This is a genomic window from Sanguibacter sp. Z1732 (assembly GCF_051020515.1).
GTDB lineage: Bacteria > Actinomycetota > Actinomycetes > Actinomycetales > Beutenbergiaceae > CALKWS01.
Genome location: NZ_CP194857.1, coordinates 842068 through 867813, shown reverse-complemented (window position 1 = coordinate 867813; position 25746 = coordinate 842068). Strand labels below are relative to the sequence as shown.

Sequence of the window (25746 nt, the reverse complement as noted above, 5' to 3'; positions counted from 1 at the left end):
GTGCTCAGCCCAACTCGAGGCGCACCGTGGCGTAGGAGTGCGGGGGCAGGGTGATCCGCACGTGCTGTGCCTCGCTGGTCACCGGGTGCTCGCGGGGGGCCACCTGCTCGGCGTCCCCGGGTGTGTTGTGGGCATGGGGCGCCGCACCGCTGAGCACCTGGGCGCTCGCGGACGTAACGCCCCGCCCGCGCAGGTCCAGGGTCACCTCATGGTCGGAACCGGCGTCCAGGTTCGTGAGCGAGACCAATGCCACCCCGTCCTTGACGGAGGCGGAACTGGAAATGAGGGGCAGTTCCTTCCCGCCCACCTCGCGCACCGGCACCTCACCCAGCAACGGTGCCTCCAGCGCGGCGGCGTCGTGGTGGCCGGCATTCATCGCGAACACGTGGAAGGTGGGTGTACGCACCAGCGCGCCGGAGTCCGGATCGGTGAGGATCATCGCCTGCAGCACGTTGACGGTCTGGGCGATGTTGGCCATCGTGAGCCGGTCTGCGTGGCGGTGGAAGGCGTCGAAGTGCACCGAGGCCACCAGCGCATCGCGCAGCGTGTTCTGCTGGTACAGGAAGCCCGGGTTGGTGCCCGGTTCCACGTTCCACCAGGTGCCCCACTCATCCAGCACCAGCCCGACCTTCTTCTTCGGGTCGTACACGTCCATGACCGCGGCGTGCCCGGCGATGAGTTCCTCCACCCGGGCCGCGGCCGCCATGGTGCGGTAGTACTCGTCGTCGGTGAAGTCGGTGGCGCTGCCCTTGTCCGCCCACTCACCGGACATCGTGTAGTAGTGGAAGGAGACCGCCTGGAAGATGCCCCGGGGCTCCTTCTGGCATCCGAAGCAACTGATCGCCTCCATCAGCGCCCTGGTCCAGGCGTAGTCGTCGTCGGAGGCACCGGCGGCGATCCGGTACAACTCGTTCCCGTCATGGTTGCGCAGGTAGGTGGCGTACTGGCGGGCCAGGTCGGCGTAGGCCTGGGCACGCATGTTGCCCCCGCACCCCCAGGCCTCGTTGCCGATCCCCCAGAACGGGACCTTCCAGGGTTCCTCCCGACCGTTGGCCTTGCGCGCCGCCACGGCCGGGGAGTCCCCGGTACGGGTCAGGTACTCCACCCACTCGCTCATCTCCTGGACCGTGCCGGAGCCGACGTTGCCGTTGACGTACGGCTCGGCGCCGAGCATCTCGCACAGGTCCATGAACTCGTGGGTGCCGAAGTGGTTGTTCTCCTCCACGTTGCCCCAGTGGGTGTTGACCATGCGGGGCCGCTCCTCGCGCGGGCCGATCCCGTCGCGCCAGTGGTACTCATCGGCGAAGCATCCCCCGGGCCAACGCAGGTTCGGGATCCGTAGTTCCCGCAGTGCCCGCACCACATCGGTGCGGATACCGCGCTCGTTCGGGATCTCGGAGTCCTCACCCACCCAGAAGCCGCCGTAGACGCACCGGCCAAGGTGCTCGGCGAAGTGGCCGTACAGGTGTCGGCTGATCACCGGACCGGGCAGGTCGAGGTTGATCACGGCGCGCAGGTTGTTGGTCATCAGTTGAACTCCAGGTAGGTGCCCGCACCGGGGCGTGTTCGAACGTGCAAGAGAATCAGCGGTCAGCGGGTTGATGCGGTTGGTTTGTTTGCGTCCCCAACGACCGTACTCGTCAGGAGGACTCGGGCGGGGCTCAACGGGCAGCCAGACCCGCATTGCACCGGCGCCGCGGTTGCCCCAGTGGCCGAACGGAATGAGGCCGGCCTGCACCGACGCATCCCCATCGGCCCCGGACTCGGAAGCCGGGCGATACAGGCCCGGCCGGGCCGGCCGATGGTTGGCCGTCACGCGCATCGGGGCGAGGTCGCCGTCACCGGAGACCCGCGGAGCGTGGGAGGCGTCGACGATCACGTCGTCCACGTCGATCCCCTCCGGCAGATCCGCCTGCTCCAGGCAGTAGACCACCGGCCCGCGCTCGGCTGCCAGGCAGCCCCGCACTGCGTCCACCCGCGGGTGGGCGGCGGTCCAGCGCGGGCTCATGTCCAACTCCAACACACCGCCCACCCCGAGCGGCAGGTGCAGGTAACCGTCATCGCCGGCGGTGACCTCCTCGCCGTCGAACGTGGTCCGCCGCGACCACGACGGAATGCGCAGGGCGAGGTCGGCACCCGGACGGGCCCCGCCGTCGAGGCTCACTTGCACCCGGCCGCTGCGGGGGTAGTCGGTGCGTACTCGCACTACCCCGGAGCCCAGATGGCCGGGCAGATCGATGTCAGCCGCGGCGTACACGTGCAGCCAGAGTGTGTCCTCGGTGGAGGTGGCCAGGTAGGCGGACAGTTGGGCGATGACCCGGGCGATGTTCGGCGGGCAGCACGCGCACTCATACCAGGAGGTGCGTTCCTTCGGAGCGTTGACCTCGGTGGTGCGATCGGGGCGCATCTGCAGGGGGTTGGAGTAGAAGAAGCGGGTGCCGGAGGCATCGACCGAGGCGCGCAGCGCGTTGTGGATCTCCCGCTCGATGGTCTCGGCATAGGGACCCGGGCCGAAGGCGAGCAGCATCCGCCAGGCCCAGTGCGTGTCGGCGATGGTGGCGCAGGTCTCGGCGTAGGCGCGATCGGGCGGCAGTTCGTAGTCGGATCCGAAAGCCTCGTCCCGGTGCCGGGAACCGAAGGCACCGGAGATGTACATCTTGCGCTCATGCGTACTGCGCCACTGGGCGTCCATCGCCTCGGCCAGTGCCTGCTCGCCCGTCTCCAGATACAGGTCGGTGACCCCGGCATTGAGGTAGAGCTGGCGCACGGCGTGGCCGGCGGCGTCGGTGGCGTTGCGCACCGGTTCGTGATCCTGGAAATAGCGCGCCCCCAGACCTCCGCGTTTGAGTAGGCCGGTGCCGCGCAGGTTGATCATCCGGGTGGCCAGGTCCAGATAGCGGCGCTCCCCGGTGTGGCGGTAGAGCTCGATCAGGGCGGTCTCGATCTGAGGGTGCCCACAGATCCCGTTGGTGCCCTCGGGTCCGAAGGTGCGCTCCAGCAGGTCGGCGAACGCTCGGGCGATCTCCAGCAGGTCGGTGCGCCCCGCCGCACGGTCCAGGGCGATCGCCGCCTGGATCAGGTGCCCGGCCACGTACATCTCGTGGGTCCACTCCAGCTCGGCGAACCTCTTGCCCGGGTGCACCCCCTGGATCCACGTCATCACGTACCCATCGGGCTCCTGCACCCGGGCCACCAGCGCGATCACCTCATCAAGCCAGGCGTCGAACTCGGTGGTGCCGGAGCGGGCGATCTCCCAGCCGACGGCCTCGATCACCTTGTACAGGTCGGAGTCGGCAAAGACGAAACCACGGTAGTCCGCTTCCGAGTTCCCCAGCACGCGCCGGAAGTTGTCCAGAACACCTGACTCCTCGAGTTGGTCGATGCAGTGCGGGATCGTGGCTGCGGCATTGCGCTCCTGCCAGCCACCCAGGACCCCGCCGTGCAGCCGGACCGCGGACATCGCCAAGCCCTGATGCACGGCGACCGCGGCACGCGGGGCGGCCGGGGTGAGCGGGCTTGCGGATTCTGCGGGTGCGGCTGTGGTCATGGTGTGCCCTTTCGAGTGCATGGCAGGTAGCCCGGGAACGGCTGACGGTGTGGTCCGACCGGTCTGTAAAGGTCGCCGAGGGAGTGGTCAGGAGGCAGCGGCCGCACCTGCCCCGATGTGCGCGCGGCGGGTCCGACGGTCGGCGCCGGGCGTGTCGGTACCGGCGTTGCCGGCGGCCGCAGGAGCCCGGTGCTCCACAGGTACTGGGAGGTGAGGGCTGCTGGCAGGGTGAGACCGAACACGATGATCAATCCTGGCACGAGGTAGTAGCCCGCCAGCACGACTGCGGCGGTGAGAATCGTCAGCGCCGCAATTGCCGGCCGCGCCGGGATCAGCGTGAGGGCCCGGCACAGCATCGCCAGGGCGCCCTCATCGAAGTGGGCCGCAAGGATCCACACATTGACACTGACGGCGAAGAGCACCACACCGAGCACGGTGAGCAGACCGGCCAGCACCGGTCCGGGGGCACCGAAGTCGACCACTGCCACCAGTCGGCGGTTGATCACCAGGATCACCCACGGAATCACCAGCAGGTACCCCAGCCGGTTCGCCGCCGCGAACTCGATGCGCCAGGTGGTGCCGAAGTGGGTGCGAAGCCGCACCCGTACCCCGTGCTCGGGTGTGAGGATGCCACGGCGGATGACGGCGTATACCGCTGCGGTCGCGGGGAAGACACCCAGCACGATCCCCCCGCGCAGAGTCCAGATGATCCAGAGCAGGTGCAGGGCGAGCAGGCGCAGCCCCGCACGCCCGATCCGGGAGTGCCAGCCCACCAGCCAAGTCATCGCGGTGCCTCGCCGGCCCGGGGTGTCGCGGTGCCCATCAGCCCTTCACCGAACCGATCATGATGCCCTTCTCGAAGTAGCGCTGCAGGAACGGGTACAGCACGATCACCGGCAAGGTCGAGACCACGATCACTCCGTACTTGATCTGGTCGGCGTACTGCTGGGCGTAGCTACCGCCGCCCGACCCGCCCGACCCGCCGGCACCGCCGGAGAAGGCCTGGTTGGAGATGAGGATGTCCCGCAGCACGATCTGCAGTGGTTGTTTCTGGTAGTCGCGCACGAAGACCAGACCGGTGAAGAAGTCGTTCCAGTGCTGCACCAGGTAGTACAGCCCGATCACCGAGATCACCGCCAGCGAGAGCGGCAGGGCCATGCGGACGAAGAACTGCAGGTAACTGGCTCCATCCAGCGTCGCGGCCTCGAAGAGTTCATCGGGGAGGGAGTTCTCGAAGAACGCCCGCGTAATGATGAGGTTGTACACGTTCACGGCCGGGGGCAGGACGAATACCAGCCAGTTGTCCAACAGGTTCAGGTCCCGGTACAGCAGGTAGGTGGGAATCAGGCCGCCGTTGAAGAACATCGTGAAGGCGAAGAAGAACATCAGCACCTTGCGTGGGGCGAACTCCCGCCGGGACAGCGCGTAGGCCGCCGGCAGTGTGACAGCGAGGTTCAGCGCGGTGCCGACCGAGGCGTAGAGCAACGTGTTGCGGTACCCGGTCCAGATCCTCGCATCGGCCAGGATCTGCTCGTAGCCGAACCAACTGATGCGCCGGGGCCAGAGCGAGACGCCCCCGGTTGCCACCAGGGTCGGGTCACTGACCGAGGCGATTCACCACGAAGTAGACCGGGTAGAGGGTCACGAACAGGATCAGTGCGCACACCAGGCCCAGGACGAGGCTGAACGCGAGATCTCCGGGTGTGCGCTTGCGCAGCGCGGCCAGGCGCGGGGTGGCGAACAGGCGAGACATCAAGGGGCTCCTCACCACAGGCTCGTGTTCGAGTAACGTTTGGCGAGCTGGTTGGCGATCACCAGGAACGCGAAGTTGATCAGGGTGTTGAACAGCCCGATCGCCGTGCCGTAACTGAATTGGTTGGACAGGATTCCGATCTTGTACACATAGGTCGCGATCACCTCGGAGATGCCGAGGTTGAGCGGATTCTGCATCAAGAAGATCTTCTCGAAGCCGGTATTGAGCACGGTGCCCATATTGAGAATGAGCAGGATGATCATGGTCGGGACCAGGGCTGGTACGTCGACGTGCCGGATGATCTGCAGGCGGTTCGCTCCGTCGATCCTGGCTGCCTCATACAGTTGCGGGCTCACCGCGGACAGGGCCGCGAGGTAGATGATGCTGTTCCAGCCCGCGTGCTGCCAGACCTCGGAGATCACGTACACCGGCACGAAGGCCCCGGTGTCACCGAGGAAGTTCACCCCGGTGATCCCCAGGCCCTGCAGGAACCGGGTGATCAAACCCGAGGAGGGAGACAGGAACACCTGCAACATGCCCACGATCACCACGATCGAGATGAAGTGGGGCAGGTAGGTGGCGGTCTGCAGGAACTTCTTGCGCCGCCGGCCGAAGACCTGGTTGATGATCAGTGCCAGCGCGATCGGGGCGATGAAGCCCACCACCAGGGTGGAGACACTGATGAGCACGGTGTTGCGCATCAGCGTCCAGAACAGGGCGCTCTCGAAGAACTGGATGAAGTACTTCAGGCCGACCCACTCACCACCGGTCAGGCCGCCGGTGAAGTCGAACTCCCGGAAGGCCAGCTGGATGCCGTACATCGGCACGTAGGAGAAGAGGAAGACGAAGCCGATCGCGGGGGCGGCCATCAGCCACAGTTGCCAGTACTTGTGGAGGTGTCGCGAGACTCGGCGCTTCCCGGGCCGGTCCTGTGCCGGAACGATCGGCGGTGGCGCGACGGCGCGCGTCGGCGTGGTCACCAAGGTGCATCCCTTTCAGTCGGGCGTGCTCCGCCATGGAGTCGACGGGGTCAGGGCCGTCGCGTGGCCCGTGGGCGGGTGTGCCCGCAGGCCACGCGTGGTGATCAGCGGTTCTCCAGGTACTCGTCGAAGTAGCGCTGGTGGATCTCGACGTTCTCGGTCAGCCCGGAGTTCTCCAACTCGGCAACGTAGGCCTCCCAGTCGTCCTCCACGCCCCCGCCGGTCACCCACTCGGCCCATCGCGTCATGGCCAGGTTCATCACCGCTGTGTCGTTGAGGGAGACTGTGTTGGAGTCCTCCTGGCTCATCTTGATGAACTGGCCGGGCCAGACATCCATCACCAGGTCCATGTTGTCCAGGGCGTCCATCAGTGGTTCGGCCTCGTCCACCGCCTCCTGCAGGTCGACCGGGATGGTCACATCCAGCTCGTCCCGGATCCACACCGGCCCGTTGTCGGCGATGGTGGTGGTCCACTTCCAGGTGGACGGGTCACTTTCGCCATCTGCGGGAGGTAGCACCTCGTAGGTGGTGTCGTCGATCTTCTCGATGCTCTCCCCGAAGTCGCCCCAGAGCACCTGCAGCGAGATATCCTGGTCGTAGAAGGCGTTGATCACGCGCAGGGCCGCCTCGGTGTTCGCGTTCGCCGCCATCGTGACCTGGTTCTGCGGGAAGTTCTCCCCATAGGAGTCATACGTCCAGGCCAGGTCCTCGTCCTGGTCGGCCTCGGCGAGCAGGGGTGCGGTCGCGGTGTACTGCGGGGCGAGCACCTCGCCGAACCTGTCGCTGGCGGTCCACCCCCAACTGAAGCCGACCTTGGCTACGTCCCCGTCGCCGCGACCGATCGACTGGTAGGCGGAGTAGTCCTGGGTCATCACGTCTTCACTGATCAACCCGGCCTCGTAGCAACGGTGCAGGAACGCCACCACCTCCCGGTAGCGCTCATCGGTGAGGAAACTGCCGGCGACTCCGTCCTCGACGAAGTACCCGGAGCCACCGCCACCAGCCAGGGGCAGTCCGAGGCTACCGAGCAGGACGGTGGGCTGGAAGTAGCCGAAGCCGCTCTCACCCGCTGGCGCCCAGTCCATCGGGATCTCATCGCTGGGGTCCCCGTTGCCGTTGGCGTCCTCATCACGGAAGGCCACCAGCACGTCGAAGAGTTCGTCCCAGGTGGTCGGTACGTCGAGACCGAGGTTGTCCAGCCAGTCCTGGTTGATGTACTGGTGCGTAACGGTGTCGGGCCAGAACCGCTTGTAGCCGGGCAGCCCATAGATCGCGCCATCGGCCTGGGTGGCGACCTGCACCAGGTCCGGTTGTGCCTCGAACATCGCCTGCACGTTCGGCAGGGTATCCATGTGTTCGTTGAGGTCGGCGAACAGGCCGGTGAAGGTGGCGAAGTCGGCGTTGGTGATGGCGTTGGTACCCACGATCAGGTCGGGGACATCACCGGCGGCCAGCATTGTGGACTTCTTCTGGTCCCAGTCCGCCGACACTTCTTCCCACTCGATGGTGACGTCGGCGCGTTCCTCCAGATCCTCCACCCAGGCCATCTCCGACATCGGCCGGGTCAGGGGGTGCTTGAGCACCAGGATGCTCACCGTGCCATCGTCGGCGGAGCCGCCCCCACCACCACCCCCGCCCGTGCAGCCGGCGAGCACGAGCGCGGCTACTGCGGCGCTGGCTGCTGTGGTGGCAAGCATTCTTCCGCGGCTTCGTTGCCGAGCCGCAATCGTCCTACTCATGAACTCCTCCTTGAGATCACCGGACCAGCCGGCGAGAACGGTCCGTGGTGTGTTGTGGGTGATCGTGCTGCTGGTCGCCGCGCACGTGCGTCGCACGCCCGGAGGGGCGTGGCCGGGCTCGTTCCCGGGGCGTCGACACCCCGGTGCCGCCGTGACGTCCTCGTGGCCGCCGATCGATTCGCTTACACGCCCGACGAACTGGGTCTCAGTGGCTCGGGCGGTGTTCCAAGCGTTGTTCCATTGAAGATTCGTCGATTTTGGAGGCAGTGATTCAGCGTTGTCAAGAGCAGGACAAGAATTGGCGTCGAGATGTTGTCGATCCATGATCGACAGCATTGCCGCAAGCTGTAACCGGTTCAGCCGGCCACGGGAGAGACGGCCGGCAACGGCCGGGTGCGGGGCGCCCGGCGCCCATCCCACCGGCTCGCTCAGGCGGAGCGGGAGGAGGCTCGCGGTACCAGGTGGGCGCCGGTGCGCACGTGTCGGCCGGCGCCGCGGAGCCCACCCAGACGCTCGACCAGCATGGTCACCGCGTGCTCCACCATGACCTCCTGGTCGGGCTGAACCGACGTCAGTGCCGGTGTGGTGAACTCGGCCTCGTCGGTATCGTCGAAGCCGGTGACGGCCACGTCATCGGGCACCCGCCTGCCATGGCTGCGCAGCGCTCGCAGCGCACCGACAGCGACCGCGTCATTGATGCACACAGCCGCGTCGAAGTCGACGCGGGTGCGCAGCAGCGCCACCATCGCCTCGTACCCCGTGATACGTCGGTCCCAGTCCGAGCCTGGAGCGATCAGAGCCGGGTCGACCGTCAGTCCGTACTCGCCCAGAGCCTGCTGATACCCCTCGAACCTGGCCCCTTCGGGCATCGCGCCCTGCGGCGAGTTCCACACCAGCGCGATCCGGCGGCGCCCGGTATCGAGCAGGTGAGTGGTCACCGCATGCATCCCGGCGCGCTCACCCATGATGACGCCATCGAGCCGATCCAGCGGGCCTCCGCCGAGGGTCACCACCGGTTGGGGTGGCTCCGCCCCATCGAGCAGGTCATCGCTCAGCGCATGCGGGCAGATCACCACGCCGTCCACATCGGGTGTGGTGATGCCCAACACGGCATCGCGCTCGGCCTGGGGGGTGGGAGCCAGCCGCAGCGTGGTGGACAACCCCTGTGCCTCCACGGCGAGGATGAGCCGTTCGGCGACCTCGGCGAAGTAGGGCTGGTAGAGCATCGGGACCACGACCGCGATCCGGCCGTGCCGGCCCGAGGCAAGTCCCCGGCCGGCCTGGTTGACCCGGTAACCCACGGCCACGATCGCCTCCTCGACCTTCTGCCGCGTGGCGGCCGAGACGCGGCCACGACCCAGGATCACGTTCGACACGGTCTTGGCGGAGACGCCCGCGATCCGGCCGACGTCGGCCAGCGTCGGGCGGCTCATGGCAGCCCCGGTCCGAGGGTCGATTCACGCCGGACCAGCTCCACCGGGGTCAGGGTCCGTCGGGGCTGGGCGTCGGCGGCCCCCGACAGTCGCTCGGTCAGCAGATCCATGGCGGCGCGCGCCATCCGGGCCCGCCCGGGGCTGACGGTGGTGAGGGAGGGGGTGGTGAACCGTCCGTCATCGAGAGCCCCGTTGCCGATCACCGCAACCTCGTCCGGAACGCACACACCGTCGGCGGCCAGGGCTGCCAGTGCCCCGAGCGCGGCGGTGTCGCGGGCGCAGACGATCGCGTCCGTCTGCGGCCAGGTTGCGACCGCGTGACGGGCCGCCTCGAAACCCTCGGAACGAGTCCGCACGCGTCCATCCGTGGCCAGCGGCGGTCCGATGCCCTCAGCCCGCAATGCCCGTAGCATCGCCTGACCAGCAAGGGTGACGCGTTCATAGCCCAACAGCACCGGCCGGGATCTGCCCATGACCGCCAGATGCCGCGCCACCAGCGAAGCCGCCTCGACGTGATCGGTTTCGACGCCGTCCACCGCGCCCACGATGGCGGCCTGGATGCTGACCAGCGGCTCCGTGGCCCTCATGCTGCTCATCAGTTCCGGTGCGATCGGGCCGATGGTGACGATGCCGTCGAAGGTCTCACCGCGAGCCTCGAGCAGGTTGCGCAGGCGTTCGGGGCGGTCGTGGGTCGGTTCCACGGCGGCGTGCATCCCGTTCCGCGCGATCTCCTCGACGAGGACATTCACCAGAGCGGCCAGGTCGGGTTGGCGCAGGTCGGGCACGCCCACGCCGATGATGCCGGTCCGGCCGGTGCGCAGGGTGCGCGCGCTGGTGTTGGGAAGCCAACCGAGTTCCTCGATCGCTGCGCGTACGCGCCGGAGCGTCTTGGGCCGGATATGCGGCTCGAGGTTGACCACCCGGGAGACGGTCTTGACCGACACCCCGGCGAGGGCGGCCACGTCCCGCATCGTCACGCTCATGCACACAGAGTAGGTCGCCGGCCCTCCGGCACCGGCCCGATCACGCGCCTTCGGAAGTCCTGCCTCACGACGCAGTGCCGGCCAGGGCGCTGGACATTGTCACCGCACCCGGTAGCGTGAACGCTCACATCCGGACTCCCGATGGAGAGAGGTCAGCCATGACGGCATCGGCCACGCGCAGCCAAACGCCACCGATGGGCTGGAACAGCTGGGACTGTTACGGCACCACCGTCACAGAGTCGGAGGTGCTGGCCAACGCCGACTTCATGGCCGAGCGCATGCGTGCCCACGGTTGGGACACCGTCGTCGTCGACATCGCCTGGTACGACCCCACCGCCCGTGCCCACGGTTACAACGCCGATGCGCCCGTGGCCCTGGATGGTTACGGCCGGCCGATGCCCGCGCCGAACCGGTTCCCCTCCGCGGCGAACGGAGCCGGGTTCGCCCCGCTGGCCGGCGCCGTGCACGACCTGGGCCTGCGGTTCGGGGTGCACATCATGCGAGGTATCCCGCGGCCGGCAGTGCACGCGGACCTGCCCGTGGAGGGAACCTCCTACACCGCGGCTCAGATCGCCGACACCGGGGCGGTGTGCGAGTGGAACCCGGACAACTACGGTCTCAACCACGACCACCCGGGCACCCAGGCCTACTACGACTCGTTCATCGCCCAGTTGGCGAGCTGGGGTGTGGACTTCATCAAGGCCGATGACATGCTCTGGCCCTATCGTGCAGCGGACATCGAAGCCCTGGCGCTCGCGATCCGGCGCAGCGGCCGCGAGATCGAGTTGTCCCTGTCACCGGGCCGGGACCTGTCGCTGGTCCACGGCGTGCATCTGAGGCAGCACGCCACGATGTGGCGCATCAGTGACGACCTGTGGGACCGGTGGGAGGACGTACGCGACCAGTTCGGCCGGCTGGCCCGGTGGGCGCCCAACTCCGGGCCCGGAGGCTGGGCGGACGCCGACATGATCCCCCTGGGCCGGATCGGGATCCGCGCCGAACGCGGGGAGGACCGACACTCCCGGCTCACCCCGGCCGAGCAGCAGACCCTGATGAGCCTGTGGGTGATCGCCCGATCCCCGCTGATGGTGGGGGCGGACCTGCCCACGTCCAGTCCGGAGACCATCGAGTTGCTGACCAACGACCGGGTCCTGGAGGTGCTGCGGCGGGGCCGGAGTCCCCGGGAGATCCTGCGAGAGCGCGACCTGGTCATCTGGCGGTCGGAGCCCGCCGTGGACGGGCACGTCTACGCCGGGATCTTCCACCTGGGCGATGAGCCCGTCCGCGTGCGCCTACCCGGGTACCAATTCGGCGCGGACGGCACCGAGGATGTGGTCGAGTTGTGGAGCGGGGCGGATCAGGCGTGGGACGACGACGGCGCCCTCACCCTGGCCCTGGACGCGCACGGTTCGGCGCTGCTGCGCCTCGCCCGCTGACCTGGCGCCGTCAGGGTCTTGCCATCCCTGGTTGTGATCGTTAACATCGACGTCACCCGGGATGCTGGGCGGCGGTCCCGCCCAGCGACCCGGATCAACCAGCCCGCCATCGTGCGGACCTCCGAGCGATGAGGCCGAGATGAAGGAGGCCCCGTGACCGTGGACAACGAGCGTGCTCTGGCGGTGGGAGTGGACTTCGGCACCCTGTCCGGCCGGGCCGTGGTGGTTCGCGTGGCCGATGGTGCCGAACTCGCCAGCGCCGAGCATGCCTATCGTCACGCCGTGATGGACACCGTGCTCAGCGCCGGCGACGGCCAGCCCCTGCCACCGGACTGGGCGCTGCAGAACGCCGAGGACTACGTCGACGTGCTCAAGAACGCCGTCCCGGAGGCACTGCGCCGGGCCGGCGCGGACCCGGCCGACGTGATCGGGATCGGCACCGACTTCACCGCCTCCACTCCGTTGCCGGTACGTGGCGACGGCACCCCGTTGAGTGAACTCCCGGAGTTCACGAACAACCCGCACGCCTACGTCAAACTGTGGAAGCACCACGCCGCCCAGGCGCAGGCCGACCGGATCACCTCGCTGGCCGCGGAGCGGCGCGAGCCCTGGCTGCCCCGCTTCGGGGGAATGATCTCCTCCGAGTGGCAGTTCGCCAAGGGGCTGCAACTGCTCGAGGAGGCCCCAGAGGTCTACGCCGCGATGGACCATTGGGTGGAGGCGGCCGACTGGATCGTGTGGCAACTGTCCGGAACCTACGCACCCAACCCGTGCACCGCCGGCTACAAGGCGCATCTACCAGGACGGCCGCTACCCCTCGAGCGACTACCTGGCTGCGCTCAACCCCGACTTCGCCACCTTCGCGCAGGAGAAGCTTCCCAGCGAGATCGCCACGCTGGGCGCCAGCGCCGGCCCGCTCACCGCCGAGGCCGCCTCCTGGACCGGACTGCCCGAGGGCATCGCGGTGGCGGTGGGCAACGTCGACGCACACGTGACCCTCCCGGCCGCGAACGCCGTGGACCCGGGCCAACTCACCCTGATCATGGGAACGTCCACGTGCCACGTGATGAACGCGGACGAACTGCGAGAGGTGCCCGGCATGTGCGGGGTGGTCGACGGCGGCGTGGTCGACGGGCTGTACGGCTATGAGGCCGGGCAGAGCGGCGTCGGTGACATCTTCGGCCACTTCGTGGCCACCGGCGTGCCGCGGGCCTACGCCGAGGAGGCCGCCGCACGCGGGGAGAACCTGCACACCTACCTGACCCACCTGGCCTCCCAGCAACCGATCGGCGCCACGGCCTGATCGCCCTGGATTGGCACTCCGGGAACCGTTCGGTGCTGGTCGATCACGAGTTGTCCGGGATGATCGTGGGTCAGACCCTGGCCACCCGGCCCGAGGACACCTACCGCGCCCTGCTCGAAGCCACCGCATTCGGCACCCGAACGATCGTGGAGGCCTTCACCGACTCCGGGTTGGCGGTGCAGGAGTTGGTGGTGGCCGGCGGGCTGCTGAAGAACACCTTCCTGATGCAGATGTACGCCGACGTCACCGGACTACCGCTGAGCACCATCGTCTCCGAGCAGGGTCCAGCCCTGGGCTCGGCGATCCACGCCGCGGTGGCCGCCGGCGCCTACCCGGACGTGCGGGCCGCGGGAGCGGCGATGGGAGGCCGCACAGTCGGTGCCTACACCCCCGACCCGCAGGCTCACCGGGCCTACAGCGCCCTGTACGCCGAGTACCAGAAGCTGCACGACTACTTCGGTCGTGGCGGGAACGACGTGATGCGAAGGCTCAAGGCCATCCGGCGCCAAGCGCTCACAGCCGACGACGGCGGGAGCGTGGACTCCCCGGAGCTGACTGTCCCCGAGGAGTTGACATGAGCCGGATCGTGCTCGCCGAGTTGCCCGCACAGGTGCAGTCCGAGGTGGCTCGGGTGCGTGAGAACGTGGCCCAGTTGCACGCCGAGCTGGTGCGCTACGACCTCGTCATCTGGACCGCGGGGAACGTGTCCGAGCGGGTGCCGGGCGCCGATCTGTTCGTGATCAAACCCTCCGGGGTCTCCTACGACGACCTGGACGCCGAGTCGATGGTGGTCTGCACCCTGGACGGGAAGAAGATCGTCGACGGCACCCCGGAGAAGTTCGCCCCCTCCTCCGACACCGACGCGCACGCCTACGTCTACCGGCACATGGACCACGTGGGCGGGGTGGTGCACACCCACTCCACCTACGCCACCGCCTGGGCCGCCCGGGGCGAACCGATCCCGTGCGTACTGACCATGATCGCTGATGAGTTCGGTGGTGAGATCCCGGTGGGCCCGTTCGCCCTGATCGGTGACGACTCCATCGGAGAGGGCATCGTGGCCACCCTGTCCGGGCACCGCTCCCGCGCGGTGCTGATGGCCGGCCACGGCCCGTTCACCATCGGGGCCGATGCCCGCGATGCGGTCAAGGCCGCCGTGATGTGTGAGGACGTCGCCCGCACCGTGCACATCGCCCGCCAGCTGGGCGATCCGGCCCCCATCGCAACGCACCACGTCGACGCCTTGTTCGACCGCTATCAGAACGTCTACGGAGTCCGGGAGGACACGTGATCGACCCCTTCGCCCAGCGCGAGATCTGGTTCCTCACCGGCAGCCAGGACCTGTACGGACCCGAGACCCTGGACCAGGTTGCCGCCCAGTCCCAGCAGGTCGCCGGGCTGCTCGACGAGGCGGGCCAGGTTCCGGTGCGCATCGTATGGAAGCCGGTGCTCAAGGACACCGCGCAGATCCGCGCGTTGGCGCTGGAGGCCAACGCCGACCCCGACTGCGTGGGGGTGATCGCCTGGATGCACACCTTCTCCCCGGCCAAGATGTGGATCACCGGCCTGGACGCGCTGCGCACCCCGCTGCTGCACCTGCACACGCAGGCCGACGCGGCGCTGCCGTGGTCCACGATCGACATGGACTTCATGAACCTGAACCAGGCCGCGCACGGGGACCGGGAGTTCGGTTACCTCACCGCGCGCCTGGGCACTCCCCGCAAGGTGGTGGTGGGCCACGCGTCGGAGGACCTGGTGCGTGAGCAGGTGGGAGCCTGGGCACGTGCGGCCACCGCGTGGAGCGAGATCTACGGGATGCGGTTGGTGCGCTTCGGCGACAACATGCGCAACGTCGCGGTCACCGAAGGGGACAAGACCGAGGCCGAACTGCGCCTGGGCGTGAGCGTGAACACCTGGGGTGTGCACGACCTGGCCGCCGCCATCGATGCGGTGCCCGAGGCGAGCATCGACGAACTGATCGAGGACTACCTGGCCTGCTACGACGTCGTCGATGATCTGCGGCCCGGGGGAGACCGGCACGAGTCGTTGCGCTACGGCGCCCGCCAGGAGGCGGGCATGCGCACGTTCCTGGAGCAGATCGGGGCCAAGGCCTTCACCACCAACTTCGAGGACCTCGGCCCGCTGCGCCAACTGCCCGGCCTCGCCGTGCAGCGCTTGATGGCCGCCGGTTACGGGTTCGGGGCCGAGGGCGACTGGAAGACCGCCATCCTGGTGCGTGCGGCCAAGGTGATGGGCCACGGTCTGCCCGGCGGCGCCTCGCTGATGGAGGACTACACCTACGACCTGACCCCGGGAGACGAGGTGATCCTGGGCGCGCACATGCTGGAGATCTGCCCGACCCTGACCACCTCGCGCCCCAGCCTGCAGATCCACCCGCTGGGCATCGGGGACCGGGAGGACCCGGTGCGCCTGGTGTTCGACACCGATCCCGGCGAGGGCCTGGTGGTGGCGCTGAGCGACATGCGCGAACGGTTCCGGCTGGTGGCCAACGAGGTGGACATCGTCGGCGAGCGGGAGCCGATGCCGAACCTGCCCGTGGCGCATGCGGTGTGGGTGCCCAAACCGGATCTGCGCACCTCGGCGCGCGCCTGGCTGATCACCGGCGGTGCGCACCACACGGTCCTGACCACCGCGGTGGGCCGGGAGGTGTTCGACGACTTCGCCGAGCTCGCCGGCCTCGAGCTGGTGGTCATCGACGACCAGACCCAGGTGGCCTCCCTGCGCCAGGAGCTGCGCTGGAACGCCGCCTACTACCGGTTGGCCCAGCCGATGAACTGACCGGGGGACACCCGCCCCACCACACTGCTGACCAGGAGGAAGTACCCCATGTCAACCGCACGTTTGAGCGTGGACCCGGCGTTCGTCGTCGGGCCGGTGCGCGAACGCACCTTCGGATCGTTCGTAGAACACCTTGGCCGGTGTGTGTACACCGGGATCTATGAGCCGGAGCATCCGACCTCCGATGAGCACGGGTTCCGCACCGACGTGCTGGACCTGGTCTCGGAGTTGGGCACCAGCACGGTCCGTTACCCGGGGGGCAACTTCGTCTCCGGTTACCGCTGGGAGGACGGTGTCGGTCCGGAGGACCAGCGCCCCTCCCGCCTGGACCTGGCCTGGCACTCCACCGATCCGAACACCTTCGGCGTCGATGAGTTCCTGGCCTGGACCGCCAAGGCCGGTGTGGAGCCGATGATGGCGGTGAACCTGGGCACCCGGGGCATCCAGGAGGCACTGGACCTGTTGGAGTACACCAACGTGCCCGGCGGGACCGCCCTGTCCGATGCCCGCCGCGCCAACGGGGCCAAGGATCCCTACAAGATCAAGATGTGGTGCCTGGGCAACGAGATGGACGGGCCCTGGCAGATCGGTCACAAGACCGCCGAGGAATACGGGCGCCTCGCTGCCGAGACCGCGCGGGCGATGCGCATGATCGACCCGGATCTGGAACTTGTGGCCTGCGGATCCTCGAACTCCACGATGCCCACGTTCGGCGCCTGGGAGTCGACCGTGCTGGAGCACACCTACCGCCACGTGGACCTGATCAGCGCGCACGTCTACTACTACGAGGACGACGGCGACCTGTCCAGTTTCCTGGCCAGTGCAGCGAACATGGACTACTTCATCGACTCGGTGGCTGCCACCGCCGATGCGGTGCGGGCCGCGGGCAAGCACAACAAGGCGATCAACATCTCCTTCGATGAGTGGAACGTCTGGTATCAGAAGCGTGCCGAGTCCCGCCCGCCGTCCGGCGATGAGTGGCCGGTGGCGCCGGTGCTGCTGGAGGACAAGTACAACGTGGCCGACGCGGTGGTGGTGGGCAACCTGCTCATCTCGCTGCTGCGGCACACCGACCGGGTGCACTCGGCCTCGCTGGCCCAACTAGTCAACGTGATCGCCCCGATCATGACCGAGCCGGGTGGACGTGCCTGGCGCCAGACCACCTTCCACCCCTTCGCCCTCACCGCACAGCACGCCCGCGGCGAGGTACTGCAGGTGGCGGTCGATGCGCCGGTGCTGGAGACCGACAAGTACGGTCCGGTGGACCAGGTCGATGCGGTGGCCACCCGGGATCCGGAGACCGGGTCGGTGTCGCTGTTCCTGGTGAACCGGTCACTGAGTGAGGAGACGCACGTGCAGATGGATCTGCGCGCACTGGGTGACCTGCGGGTGGACAACTGTGTGACGCTGTCCAACCCCGACCACACCTGGTCGGCCACCGCAGATGACGCGACGTCGGTGCTGCCACGCCGCAATGACAGCGCCGGCGTCTCCGACGGTGCCGTCAACGTCAACCTCCCGCCGGTGTCCTGGACGATGGTCACCCTGGTCTGATCACCCGCCCGCCCCACCCGGGGCGGGTTCAGCGAACGCGGCCCGGGTCGGCCCACGATTGAGCCGACCCGGGCCGTCGGCATGCTCGGGCGGTGGCGCCGGGGACCCGGAGACGGGGGCACCGCTGAGGACGCGAGACCGGCGCTGCAGAACTCAGCCGGATGCGGGGTCGGAGGAGGCGCGGACCACCAACTGCGGTTGGAAGACCACGTGCTCGGGTGTCCCCGCGGTCATCAGGATGTCGGCGGCGCGGTAGCCGAGTTCGTGGTGCGGCTGGCGAACCGACGTCAGCGGCAGGGCGAGCTCGCTGGCGATGTCGATGTCGTCGTAGCCCACGATCGCCATGTGCCCCACCATCTCGAGGCCGCGGCGGCGCATGGTGCGCTGCACCCCGATCGCGACCAGGTCATTGACGCAGAAGACCGCCGACGGCGCCGCGTCGCCCTGCTCATCGAGCACGCGGGAGATGGCCAACTCGCCGCCGTCGGCGTCCAGGCTCGAGATCGTCAGCTCGGTGATCACCTCGGCCGGGTCCCTGCCCGCCTCCTGGACGGCGAGTTCCACACCGGCGAACCGGTCGCGGCACTGGCGGATGCTGTGCGGGCCGTTGATGAACGTGATCTCCTCGTGCCCCATCGCCAGCAGATGCTGAGCGGCCAGCTTGCCACCCTCGATGTTGTCCACGGCGACGGAGGAGATGCGAGGGGTAGGTGAGGGGGAGTCGAGCAGCACCACGTCCAGGCCGCGGTCGACGATCGCGAGCAGGTGGTCGATCTCGGTCGTGGAGGGCACCACGAGCAGACCGCTGACGCCGTGCTCCTCGAACAGGCGAAGGTATCGCATCTCCCGCTTGGGGTCCTCATCGGAACTGGCCAGCATCAGGGTGCGGTCATCCAGGGCGATCCGGTCCTCGATACCGCGTGCCATGTCGGTGAAGAAGGGGTTGCGGATGTCCAGCAGCACCGCCCCCACCGTGGTGATCGTGCCCGCGCGCAACTGGCGGGCGGAGGCGTTCGGGACGAACGACAGAGCCGCGATCGCCTTTTCTACCCGAGTCCGGGTCGCGTCGGCCACGCGTTCAGGGCGGTTCAGCACGTTGGACACCGTGCCGACGGACACGTTGGCCAACTTGGCGACGTCGGTCACGCTCGGTCGGCGGGCGGTCCGGGGGCCGTGGGTGGTCGTCATCGAGGTCCTGTTCATCGCTGGATTCGCGAGAGTCTACGCCGCTGCGGCACGGTCGAGGAGATCTCGGCCGCCCTGCGTCGCGCGCGCATCAGGCAACGGACCGGCAACAATTTGGCGTAGAGACCGGCAATAATTTGGCGTAGAACGGTTGCACGGAGGGGAGCGAAGGGCCTAGATTTGACTGAAACGTTTCATAGGCTGACGGGCGCATGGGCCGACGGCCTGGGGCTCCGGAATTAATGAGGATTCGGTGATGAACGACCAGTCGAGTAGGCAGAGCGCCGCGACGGCGGCACTGTCCGAGCAAACCGTGGAACTGCCCTCCTGGGCGTTCGGCAACTCAGGGACCCGGTTCCGCGTATTCACCACCGAGGGTGTTCCGCGGGATCCCTACGAGAAGATTGCCGACGCCGCCCAGGTGCACAAGTACACCGGCATCACGCCTCGGGTGTCGCTGCACATCCCGTGGGACCTGGTCGATGACTTCTCCGATCTGGCCCGCCATGCCGATGACCACGGCCTGACCATCGGCATGATCAACGCCAACCTCTTCCAGGACGCCGACTTCCGGCTCTCCTCGCTGACCCACTCCGATGAGCGCATCCGGCGCAAGGCCATCGACCACCACATGCAGTGCCTGGACGTGATGCGGGCCACGGGCTCGAAGGAGCTCAAACTCTGGCTCCCGGACGGTACCAACTATGCCGGCCAGGACTCCCTGCGGGCCCGCCAGGACCGCCTGGCCGAGTCCCTGGCCGAAATCTACGCCGCGATGGACTCCGACCACACGTTGGTGCTGGAGTACAAGTTCTTCGAGCCGGCGTTCTACTCCACCGATATCCCGGACTGGGGCACCGCCCTGTTGCACTGCCTGGCCCTGGGCGAGCGCGCCACCGTGGTGCTGGACACCGGGCACCACGCACCGGGGACCAACATCGAGTTCATCGTGATGCAACTGCTGCGCCAGGGTCGCCTGGGTGCCTTCGACTTCAACTCACGCTTCTACGCCGACGACGATCTGATGGTCGGCTCCGCGGACCCGTTCCAACTGTTCCGGATCATGCACGAGATCGTCCAGGCCGATGCGCTCAAGCCCGAAGCGGGGGTGAACTTCATGCTTGATCAGTGCCACAACATCGAGGAGAAGATTCCTGGCCAGATCCGCTCGGTGATGAACGTCCAGGAGGCTACCGCCAAGGCGCTCTTGGTGGACTCCGAGGCACTCACAGCGGCCCAACAGGCCCAGGACGTACTCGGAGCCCACGGGGTGCTGATGGATGCCTACAACACCGACGTGCGCCCGATGCTCGCCGAACTACGCGCCGGCCAGGGCCTGGACCCCGACCCGATGGCGGCCTTCGCCGCCTCTGGCTATGCCGCCGAGGTCGCGGCCGCACGGGTGGGCGGGACGCAGGCAGGATGGGGGGCCTGATGGGTACCGTCGACGATCTGGTCGCGCGGTCCAACCGGCTCGGTTCGGACCCGCGGATCACCAACTACGCCGGTGGCAACACCTCCGCCAAGGCTTCGGCACCGGACCCGGTCACCGGTGACGACGTGGAGCTGCTGTGGGTCAAGGGCTCCGGCGGTGACCTGGGCACGCTGACCAAGAGCAACCTGGCAGTGCTGCGAATGGACCGCCTGCGCGCCCTGCCGCAGGTGTATCCGGGCGTGGACCGTGAGGATGAGATGGTCGCCGCGTTCGACTACTGCCTGCACGGCAAGGGCGGGGCTGCGCCTTCGATCGACACCGCGATGCACGCCCTGGTGGAGGCCGACCACGTGGACCACCTGCATCCCGACGCCGGCATCGCCGTGGCCACCGCGGTGGACGGGGAGGACCTCACCCGTCGCATCTACGGCGACGAGGTGGTCTGGGTGCCCTGGCGCCGCCCGGGATTCCAGCTCGGCCTGGACATCGCCGCGATCAAGGAGGAGAACCCGCAGGCGATCGGCTGCATCCTGGGCGGGCACGGTATCACCGCCTGGGGCGAAACCTCCGACCAGGTCGAGGAGCGTTCCCTGAAGATCATCCGGATGGCCGAGGAGTACATCGAGCAGGCCACGGCGGACCTGGCCGGACGCGACGAGCACCCCTTCGGGGCCCAGCGCCCGGGATATGAACCGTTGGCACCGGAGCAGCGCCGTGCGCGCGCGGCCGCGCTGGCACCGGTGATCCGGGGCATCGCCTCGGCCGACCGGCCGCAGGTCGGCCACTTCACCGACTCCGACGTGGTGCTGGAGTTCCTGGCCCGGGACAAACTCACCGCGCTGGCCGAACTGGGCACCTCCTGCCCCGATCACTTCCTTCGCACCAAGGTCAAGCCGCTGGTGCTCGACCTTCCCGCGGAGGCGCCGCTGGAGCAGGCCGTCGAGCGGTTGCACGAACTGCACGCTGCCTACCGCGAGGACTACGCCGGGTATTACCAGCGGCACGCCGATGCCGACTCCCCGGCGATGCGAGGGGCGGACCCGGCGATCGTGCTGGTGCCCGGGGTGGGGATGTTCTCCTTCGGAAAGGACAAGCAGACTGCCCGCGTGGCCGGGGAGTTCTACGTCAACGCCATCAACGTGATGCGCGGCGCCGAGGCGATCTCCACCTACGCGCCGATCGATGAATCCGAGAAGTTCCGCATCGAGTACTGGGCGCTGGAGGAAGCCAAGCTTCAGCGCATGCCCAAGCCCAAAACGCTCGCCACCCGCATCGGTCTGGTCACCGGAGGCGCCTCGGGCATCGGCAAGGCGATCGCCCAGCGACTCGTGGCCGAGGGCGCCTGCGTCGTCATCGCCGACCGCGACGCCGAAGCAGCACAGGATCTGGCGACCGAACTCGGTGGCCCGGACGTGGCCGTGGCCGTAGCCGCCGACGTCACCGAAGAGGACGCCGTGGCCGACCTGATCGGCCAGGCCGCCCTGGCCTTCGGGGGCGTGGACCTGGTGGTCAACAACGCCGGGCTGTCCATCTCCAAGCCGCTGCTGGAGACCACTGCAGCGGACTGGGACACCCAGCACGACGTGATGGCCCGGGGGTCCTTCCTCGTCTCCCGTGAGGCGGCCCGGGCGATGATCGCCCAGGGGATCGGTGGGGACATCATCTACATCGCCTCCAAGAACGCGGTGTTCGCCGGCCCGAACAACATCGCCTACTCCGCCACCAAGGCCGACCAGGCCCACCAGGTACGCCTGCTCGCTGCCGAACTGGGCGAGCACGGGATCCGCGTCAACGGCATCAATCCCGACGGAGTGGTGCGCGGCAGCGGCATCTTCGCCGGCGGCTGGGGTGCCCAGCGCGCGGCGGTGTACGGGGTCCCCGAGTCCGAGCTCGGCGCCTACTACGCCCAGCGCACCCTGCTGAAGCGCGAGGTGCTGCCCGAGCATGTGGCCGCGGCGGTCGCCGCCCTCACCGGCGCCGACCTGTCCCAGACCACCGGCCTGCACATCCCGGTCGATTCCGGGGTGGCTGCGGCGTTCCTGCGCTGAATCGCGCCCGGGGGTAGTGATGACCAGCACGCCGGCGGTACCGGCATTCGCGGCGGTCGACCTGGGGGCATCCTCGGGGAGGGTGATCCGGGCCGAGATCACCGGCACCTCCGATCGCCCACAGGTCAAGATGCGCCAGGTGGCGCGCTTCCCCAACGAGGCACGGTATGACTCCACCGGCGTGCTGCGCTGGGACCTGGAGGGACTGTACGAGCAGATCCTGTCGGGCCTGCGGGCGGCGGGCGACGATGGCCCACTGCTCGGTATCGGGATCGACTCCTGGGCGGTGGACTACGGACTGATCGACGACGACGGTGCCCTGCTGGCACAACCGGTCGCCTATCGCGATGCTCGGGGCGGGCAGGCCGTGTCAGAGGTGCACGCGCTGGCCGACCCGGGTGAGTTGTACGCGATCTCCGGGATCGCCCATCAGCCGTTCAACACGATCTTCCAGCTCGCAGCGGAGAAGCGCACCGGTCTGCTCGCCGCACCCACGTCGTCGTCCACCCCGCTCCCGGCCCGGGCGCTGCTACTGCCGGACCTGCTCGGCTACCGGCTCACCGGAGTGCAGGCCAGCGAGACGACGAACGCCTCCACCACCGGGTTGTTGGACCAGGACGGGCCGGCTTGGTCGGCTGATCTGCTCGGTCGACTGGGCCTGCCGACCGATCTGTTCCCACCCCTGGTCGAACCCGGCCACGTGCTCGGGCCGTTGACCGAGCAGGCCCAGCAGACGACGGGGCTGGGCCCGGTGCCGGTGATCGCGGTGGGATCCCACGACACCGCCTCGGCAGTGGCCGGCATCCCGGCCACCAGTTCCGACTTCGCCTACATCTCCTGCGGCACGTGGTCTCTGGTCGGGGTGGAGGTGGGCGAGCCGGTGCTCACCGAGACTGCCCGGGAGGCCAACTTCACCAACGAACTCGGATTGGACGGCCGGGTGCGCTTCCTGCGCAACGTGATGGGATTGTGGCTGCTGCAGGAGAGTCAGCGGATCTGGGCCGGGGCGGGTGAGGATGCGGACTTGACCCGCCTGCTCGACGCGGCCGCCCGGGCCGAGCCGCTCCGCACCCTGATCGACGCCGACGATCCGGCGTTCCTGCCCCCGGGCGACATGCCCGAACGGATCCGTGCTCACGCCGTCGAGCGGGGCGAACCGGATCCGGTCAGCCCGGCGCAGATCACCCGTACGGTGCTGGACTCGCTGGCCCTGGCCTATCGCCGCAGTGTGCGCGCGGCGGTCGAGTTGACCTCCCGCCCGGTGCGCCGGGTGCACCTGGTGGGTGGTGGTTCCCGGAACGCGCTGCTGTGCCAGTTGGCTGCCGACGCGACCGGGCTGCCGGTAGTGGCCGGCCCGGCCGAGTCCACCGCCCTGGGGAACGTGGTGGCGCAGGCCCGCGCCGTGGGGGTGCTCGAGGGGACTCTGGAGGACCTGCGCAGCGTGGTTGCCGCGAGCGTGTCCACCGCGACCTACAACCCGGCCCCGGGGGCGGCCGAGCGTTGGGGCCGGGCGGAGCAACGGCTGCCGCCCTCGACCTCGCGCACCTGAGCCACGCCCAGCCCACGCAGAAGCCCGCCGAACTCCCACCAACCCACGCCCGACCCACGCCAACCCACGTTCAAGGAGATCCGCGATGACCCGCTACTGCTTCACCTCCCGCGTGCGCCCGGACCGGTTGGATGAGTACCGCCGCGCTCATGCCGCCGTCTGGCCGGACATGCTCGCGGCGCTGCGAGACTCCGGGTGGCGCAACTACTCGCTCTACCTGTCGCAGGACGGTCTGCTGGTGGGTCACTTCGAGTCCGAGGATTATCGTGCCGCCCAGGAGGCGATGGCCGCCACCGAGGTGAACGGGCGCTGGCAGGCCGCGATGAGCGAGTTCTTCGTCGACTCCGGCAACCCCGATGAGGGTTTCGTTCTCCTCGAGGAGGTCTTCCACCTCGAGGACCAACTCGCTGCCGCCGGCCTGAGCACCACGCCCGCCGGCGACTGAACCGCACGCACGCCATCGCCCGCCGCCCACCCCACACCCGCCACACCCACCATCCGCTCGCTTGGGGTTGACCCCGGTTTCCGGTCACTGACCAGAAACCGGGGTCAACCCCACGGCAGCCGCCCACCCGGCAGCCGCCCCACCCGGCAGCCGCCCCACCCGGCAGCCGCCCCACCCGGCAGCCGCCCCACCCCCACCCGGGCGGCGGCGCTGACGTCGCGGCGAATGCCGCGAAGTAGCGGAACCTCTCCGGCGAACTCGATCCATATGCCGCGCAGTCGCCTCCGGATCGGTGGGCTGGTGGTGGGCCGGTGGGGTGGCGGCGGCGGGTTGAGGGGTGGCGATCTCGGCTCAGCGGGGTGGGGATAGGGAAAGGGTGTCCACAGCGGGCGGGCGGTTCATCGCCCGCCTGCGCACGACCGGCGAGGCTGCCAGTCATGGAACGCCTACGAGGGCCCGGACCGCCGTCCCTTCCGCGCGTCATGCTCCGATCCGAACTGGGGAAGGCCGACCTCGCCGACCTGCTCAGTGCCGGCACCATCGCCCGGGTGCGCCACGGTGCCTACATGGTGGTGGATCAGGCACTGACGGAACCGTGGGCGACGCGGCAGCAGTACGCCCTGGCGCGCTGCGTCGCGGTAGTCCGGGCTTCCGCCGAGCCACGCATCCTCAGTCACGAGAGCGCGGCGCTGCTGCACGGATGTCCGCTCTGGCGGACGCCCGAACGGGTCCATCTGATCCAGCCCACGCGTCACGGCGCGAGACGAGCACCCGACGTGCTCCGGCACACGGTCGATCTGGAGCCTTCCGATGTCACCACGATCAACGGGTTGGCGGTCACCACCCTGCAGCGCACCGTGCTCGACTGTGCCAGGACGCTGCACGCACGCGACGCGCTGGTGGTCGCTGACAGTGCGCTGCGGCTCCTTGCGAAGCCGGATCGCTGGCGGCGTGCGGAATCGCAGGAGCGGATGGAGGGGATCCGTGCGGAACTGTGCGAGCGCCTCGCATCAGGTCGCGCACGCCGTGGCCGGGTCCGGGCCAGGGCGGTGCTGTCGGCTGCCAACGGCTTCGCGGAGTCCCCGGGTGAATCGGTGCTGCGCTGGATCGCCGTCTCCCGGGACATCGGTCGGCCGGTCGCTCAGTTCCGAACTCAGACTGATCGCGGCACCTACTTCAGCGATCTGGCCTGGTGCTACCGCCGAAGGTCCGGCGGCGGTACAGAGCGCTGGGTCGTTCATGCCGAGTTCGACGGGAGGATCAAGTACCACGCAGAAACGCCAGACGGCGGTGCCGAGGCCGTGGTCGAGGAGAAACTCCGAGAGGACGCCATCCGGGAGGCCGGAGGGGTGGTGTTGAGGTTCGTCTCCGAGGATCTGCATCGCCCGGACGCGACCGCTGAGCGCCTGGTCCGCGCGATGCCCGCCCGACTGATGCGTGGCGCTCGTGCCGTACCGGGCCTGTACCTGCCAGTGATCGCCAGGGAGGCGTTGAGGTCGCGGCAAGTGGATTGAGTGAGCGGAATCTTCTGGGAGCACTCAGTCCAGAAGCCGCGTA

At 68.5% G+C, this 25746-nt stretch carries 18 protein-coding genes and 2 pseudogenes; 10 read left to right on the top strand and 10 right to left on the bottom strand.

Annotation, left to right across the window (positions count from 1 at the left end; all coding sequences use genetic code 11):
• Window positions 1–4: 4 nt before the first annotated feature.
• The 9 genes and pseudogenes from ACRRRO_RS04725 to ACRRRO_RS04685 all read right to left on the bottom strand — a co-directional run bounded on the left by ACRRRO_RS04725 (window position 5) and on the right by ACRRRO_RS04685 (window position 10435).
• Window positions 5–1528 (bottom strand): alpha-N-arabinofuranosidase, encoded by a 1524-nt coding sequence (locus ACRRRO_RS04725; protein ID WP_424796561.1) that lies wholly within the window; start codon window positions 1526–1528, stop codon window positions 5–7.
• A gap of 150 nt (window positions 1529–1678) precedes the next feature.
• A pseudogene (locus ACRRRO_RS04720) lies at window positions 1679–3460 on the bottom strand (glycoside hydrolase family 127 protein); the annotation flags it as partial.
• A gap of 83 nt (window positions 3461–3543) precedes the next feature.
• A complete protein-coding gene (locus tag ACRRRO_RS04715) occupies window positions 3544–4332 on the bottom strand; it encodes a YesL family protein (protein WP_434081139.1) in 789 nt (262 codons plus the stop codon).
• Between the two features lie 37 nt (window positions 4333–4369).
• Complete coding sequence (locus tag ACRRRO_RS04710; protein WP_434081138.1) at window positions 4370–5134, bottom strand: carbohydrate ABC transporter permease; 765 nt, start codon at window positions 5132–5134, stop codon at window positions 4370–4372.
• A gap of 10 nt (window positions 5135–5144) precedes the next feature.
• On the bottom strand, window positions 5145–5300 hold the full coding sequence (locus ACRRRO_RS04705; RefSeq protein WP_434081137.1) for a hypothetical protein: 156 nt from the start codon (window positions 5298–5300) through the stop codon (window positions 5145–5147).
• An 11-nt stretch (window positions 5301–5311) separates the two neighbouring features.
• Window positions 5312–6280 (bottom strand): ABC transporter permease, encoded by a 969-nt coding sequence (locus tag ACRRRO_RS04700; RefSeq protein WP_424796557.1) that lies wholly within the window; start codon window positions 6278–6280, stop codon window positions 5312–5314.
• A gap of 104 nt (window positions 6281–6384) precedes the next feature.
• Window positions 6385–8019, bottom strand: coding sequence for an ABC transporter substrate-binding protein (locus ACRRRO_RS04695; protein WP_424796556.1), 1635 nt, complete (start codon window positions 8017–8019; stop codon window positions 6385–6387).
• 428 nt (window positions 8020–8447) lie between these two features.
• A complete protein-coding gene (locus ACRRRO_RS04690) occupies window positions 8448–9452 on the bottom strand; it encodes a LacI family DNA-binding transcriptional regulator (RefSeq protein ID WP_424796555.1) in 1005 nt (334 codons plus the stop codon).
• Window positions 9449–10435, bottom strand: a complete 987-nt coding sequence (locus ACRRRO_RS04685; protein ID WP_424796554.1) for a LacI family DNA-binding transcriptional regulator — start codon at window positions 10433–10435, stop codon at window positions 9449–9451. Before ACRRRO_RS04685 ends, ACRRRO_RS04690 begins: the two co-directional genes overlap by 4 nt.
• A 158-nt stretch (window positions 10436–10593) precedes the next feature.
• Here ACRRRO_RS04685 and ACRRRO_RS04680 point away from each other — a divergent pair, with 158 nt between their 5' ends.
• The 5 genes and pseudogenes from ACRRRO_RS04680 (at window position 10594) to ACRRRO_RS04660 (ending at window position 17527) form a co-directional block, all read left to right on the top strand.
• Window positions 10594–11871 carry a glycoside hydrolase family 27 protein gene (locus ACRRRO_RS04680; RefSeq protein WP_434081136.1) on the top strand — a complete coding sequence of 426 codons (1278 nt, stop codon included), beginning with the start codon at window positions 10594–10596 and terminating at the stop codon, window positions 11869–11871.
• 153 nt (window positions 11872–12024) lie between these two features.
• Window positions 12025–13752: pseudogene (araB, locus tag ACRRRO_RS04675) on the top strand (ribulokinase).
• A complete protein-coding gene (locus ACRRRO_RS04670) occupies window positions 13749–14465 on the top strand; it encodes an L-ribulose-5-phosphate 4-epimerase (protein ID WP_424796551.1) in 717 nt (238 codons plus the stop codon). Before araB ends, ACRRRO_RS04670 begins: the two are co-directional and overlap by 4 nt.
• Window positions 14462–15973 (top strand): L-arabinose isomerase, encoded by a 1512-nt coding sequence (gene araA / locus ACRRRO_RS04665; RefSeq protein WP_424796550.1) that lies wholly within the window; start codon window positions 14462–14464, stop codon window positions 15971–15973. Before ACRRRO_RS04670 ends, araA begins: the two co-directional genes overlap by 4 nt.
• Window positions 15974–16021: 48 nt before the next feature.
• Complete coding sequence (locus ACRRRO_RS04660; protein WP_424796549.1) at window positions 16022–17527, top strand: alpha-N-arabinofuranosidase; 1506 nt, start codon at window positions 16022–16024, stop codon at window positions 17525–17527.
• Window positions 17528–17680: 153 nt separating this feature from the next.
• On the opposite strand, the gene ACRRRO_RS04655 is transcribed toward ACRRRO_RS04660, so the two are convergent.
• On the bottom strand, window positions 17681–18715 hold the full coding sequence (locus tag ACRRRO_RS04655; RefSeq protein ID WP_424786408.1) for a LacI family DNA-binding transcriptional regulator: 1035 nt from the start codon (window positions 18713–18715) through the stop codon (window positions 17681–17683).
• 253 nt (window positions 18716–18968) lie between these two features.
• Between ACRRRO_RS04655 and rhaI the strand changes: the two genes are divergently transcribed.
• From rhaI to ACRRRO_RS04630, 5 genes are all read left to right on the top strand, one after another.
• Window positions 18969–20147: an L-rhamnose isomerase gene (rhaI, locus tag ACRRRO_RS04650; RefSeq protein WP_424796548.1), complete on the top strand. Its 1179-nt coding sequence runs from the start codon at window positions 18969–18971 to the stop codon at window positions 20145–20147.
• Window positions 20147–22195: a bifunctional aldolase/short-chain dehydrogenase gene (locus tag ACRRRO_RS04645; RefSeq protein ID WP_424796547.1), complete on the top strand. Its 2049-nt coding sequence runs from the start codon at window positions 20147–20149 to the stop codon at window positions 22193–22195. The genes rhaI and ACRRRO_RS04645 overlap by 1 nt, the downstream gene beginning before the upstream one ends.
• Before the next feature lie 19 nt (window positions 22196–22214).
• On the top strand, window positions 22215–23744 hold the full coding sequence (locus ACRRRO_RS04640) for a rhamnulokinase (protein WP_424796546.1): 1530 nt from the start codon (window positions 22215–22217) through the stop codon (window positions 23742–23744).
• Window positions 23745–23829: 85 nt separating this feature from the next.
• Complete coding sequence (locus tag ACRRRO_RS04635) at window positions 23830–24189, top strand: L-rhamnose mutarotase (RefSeq protein ID WP_424796545.1); 360 nt, start codon at window positions 23830–23832, stop codon at window positions 24187–24189.
• 437 nt (window positions 24190–24626) lie between these two features.
• Window positions 24627–25703, top strand: coding sequence for a hypothetical protein (locus tag ACRRRO_RS04630; RefSeq protein ID WP_434081135.1), 1077 nt, complete (start codon window positions 24627–24629; stop codon window positions 25701–25703).
• The last annotated feature ends 43 nt before the right edge of the window (window positions 25704–25746 follow it).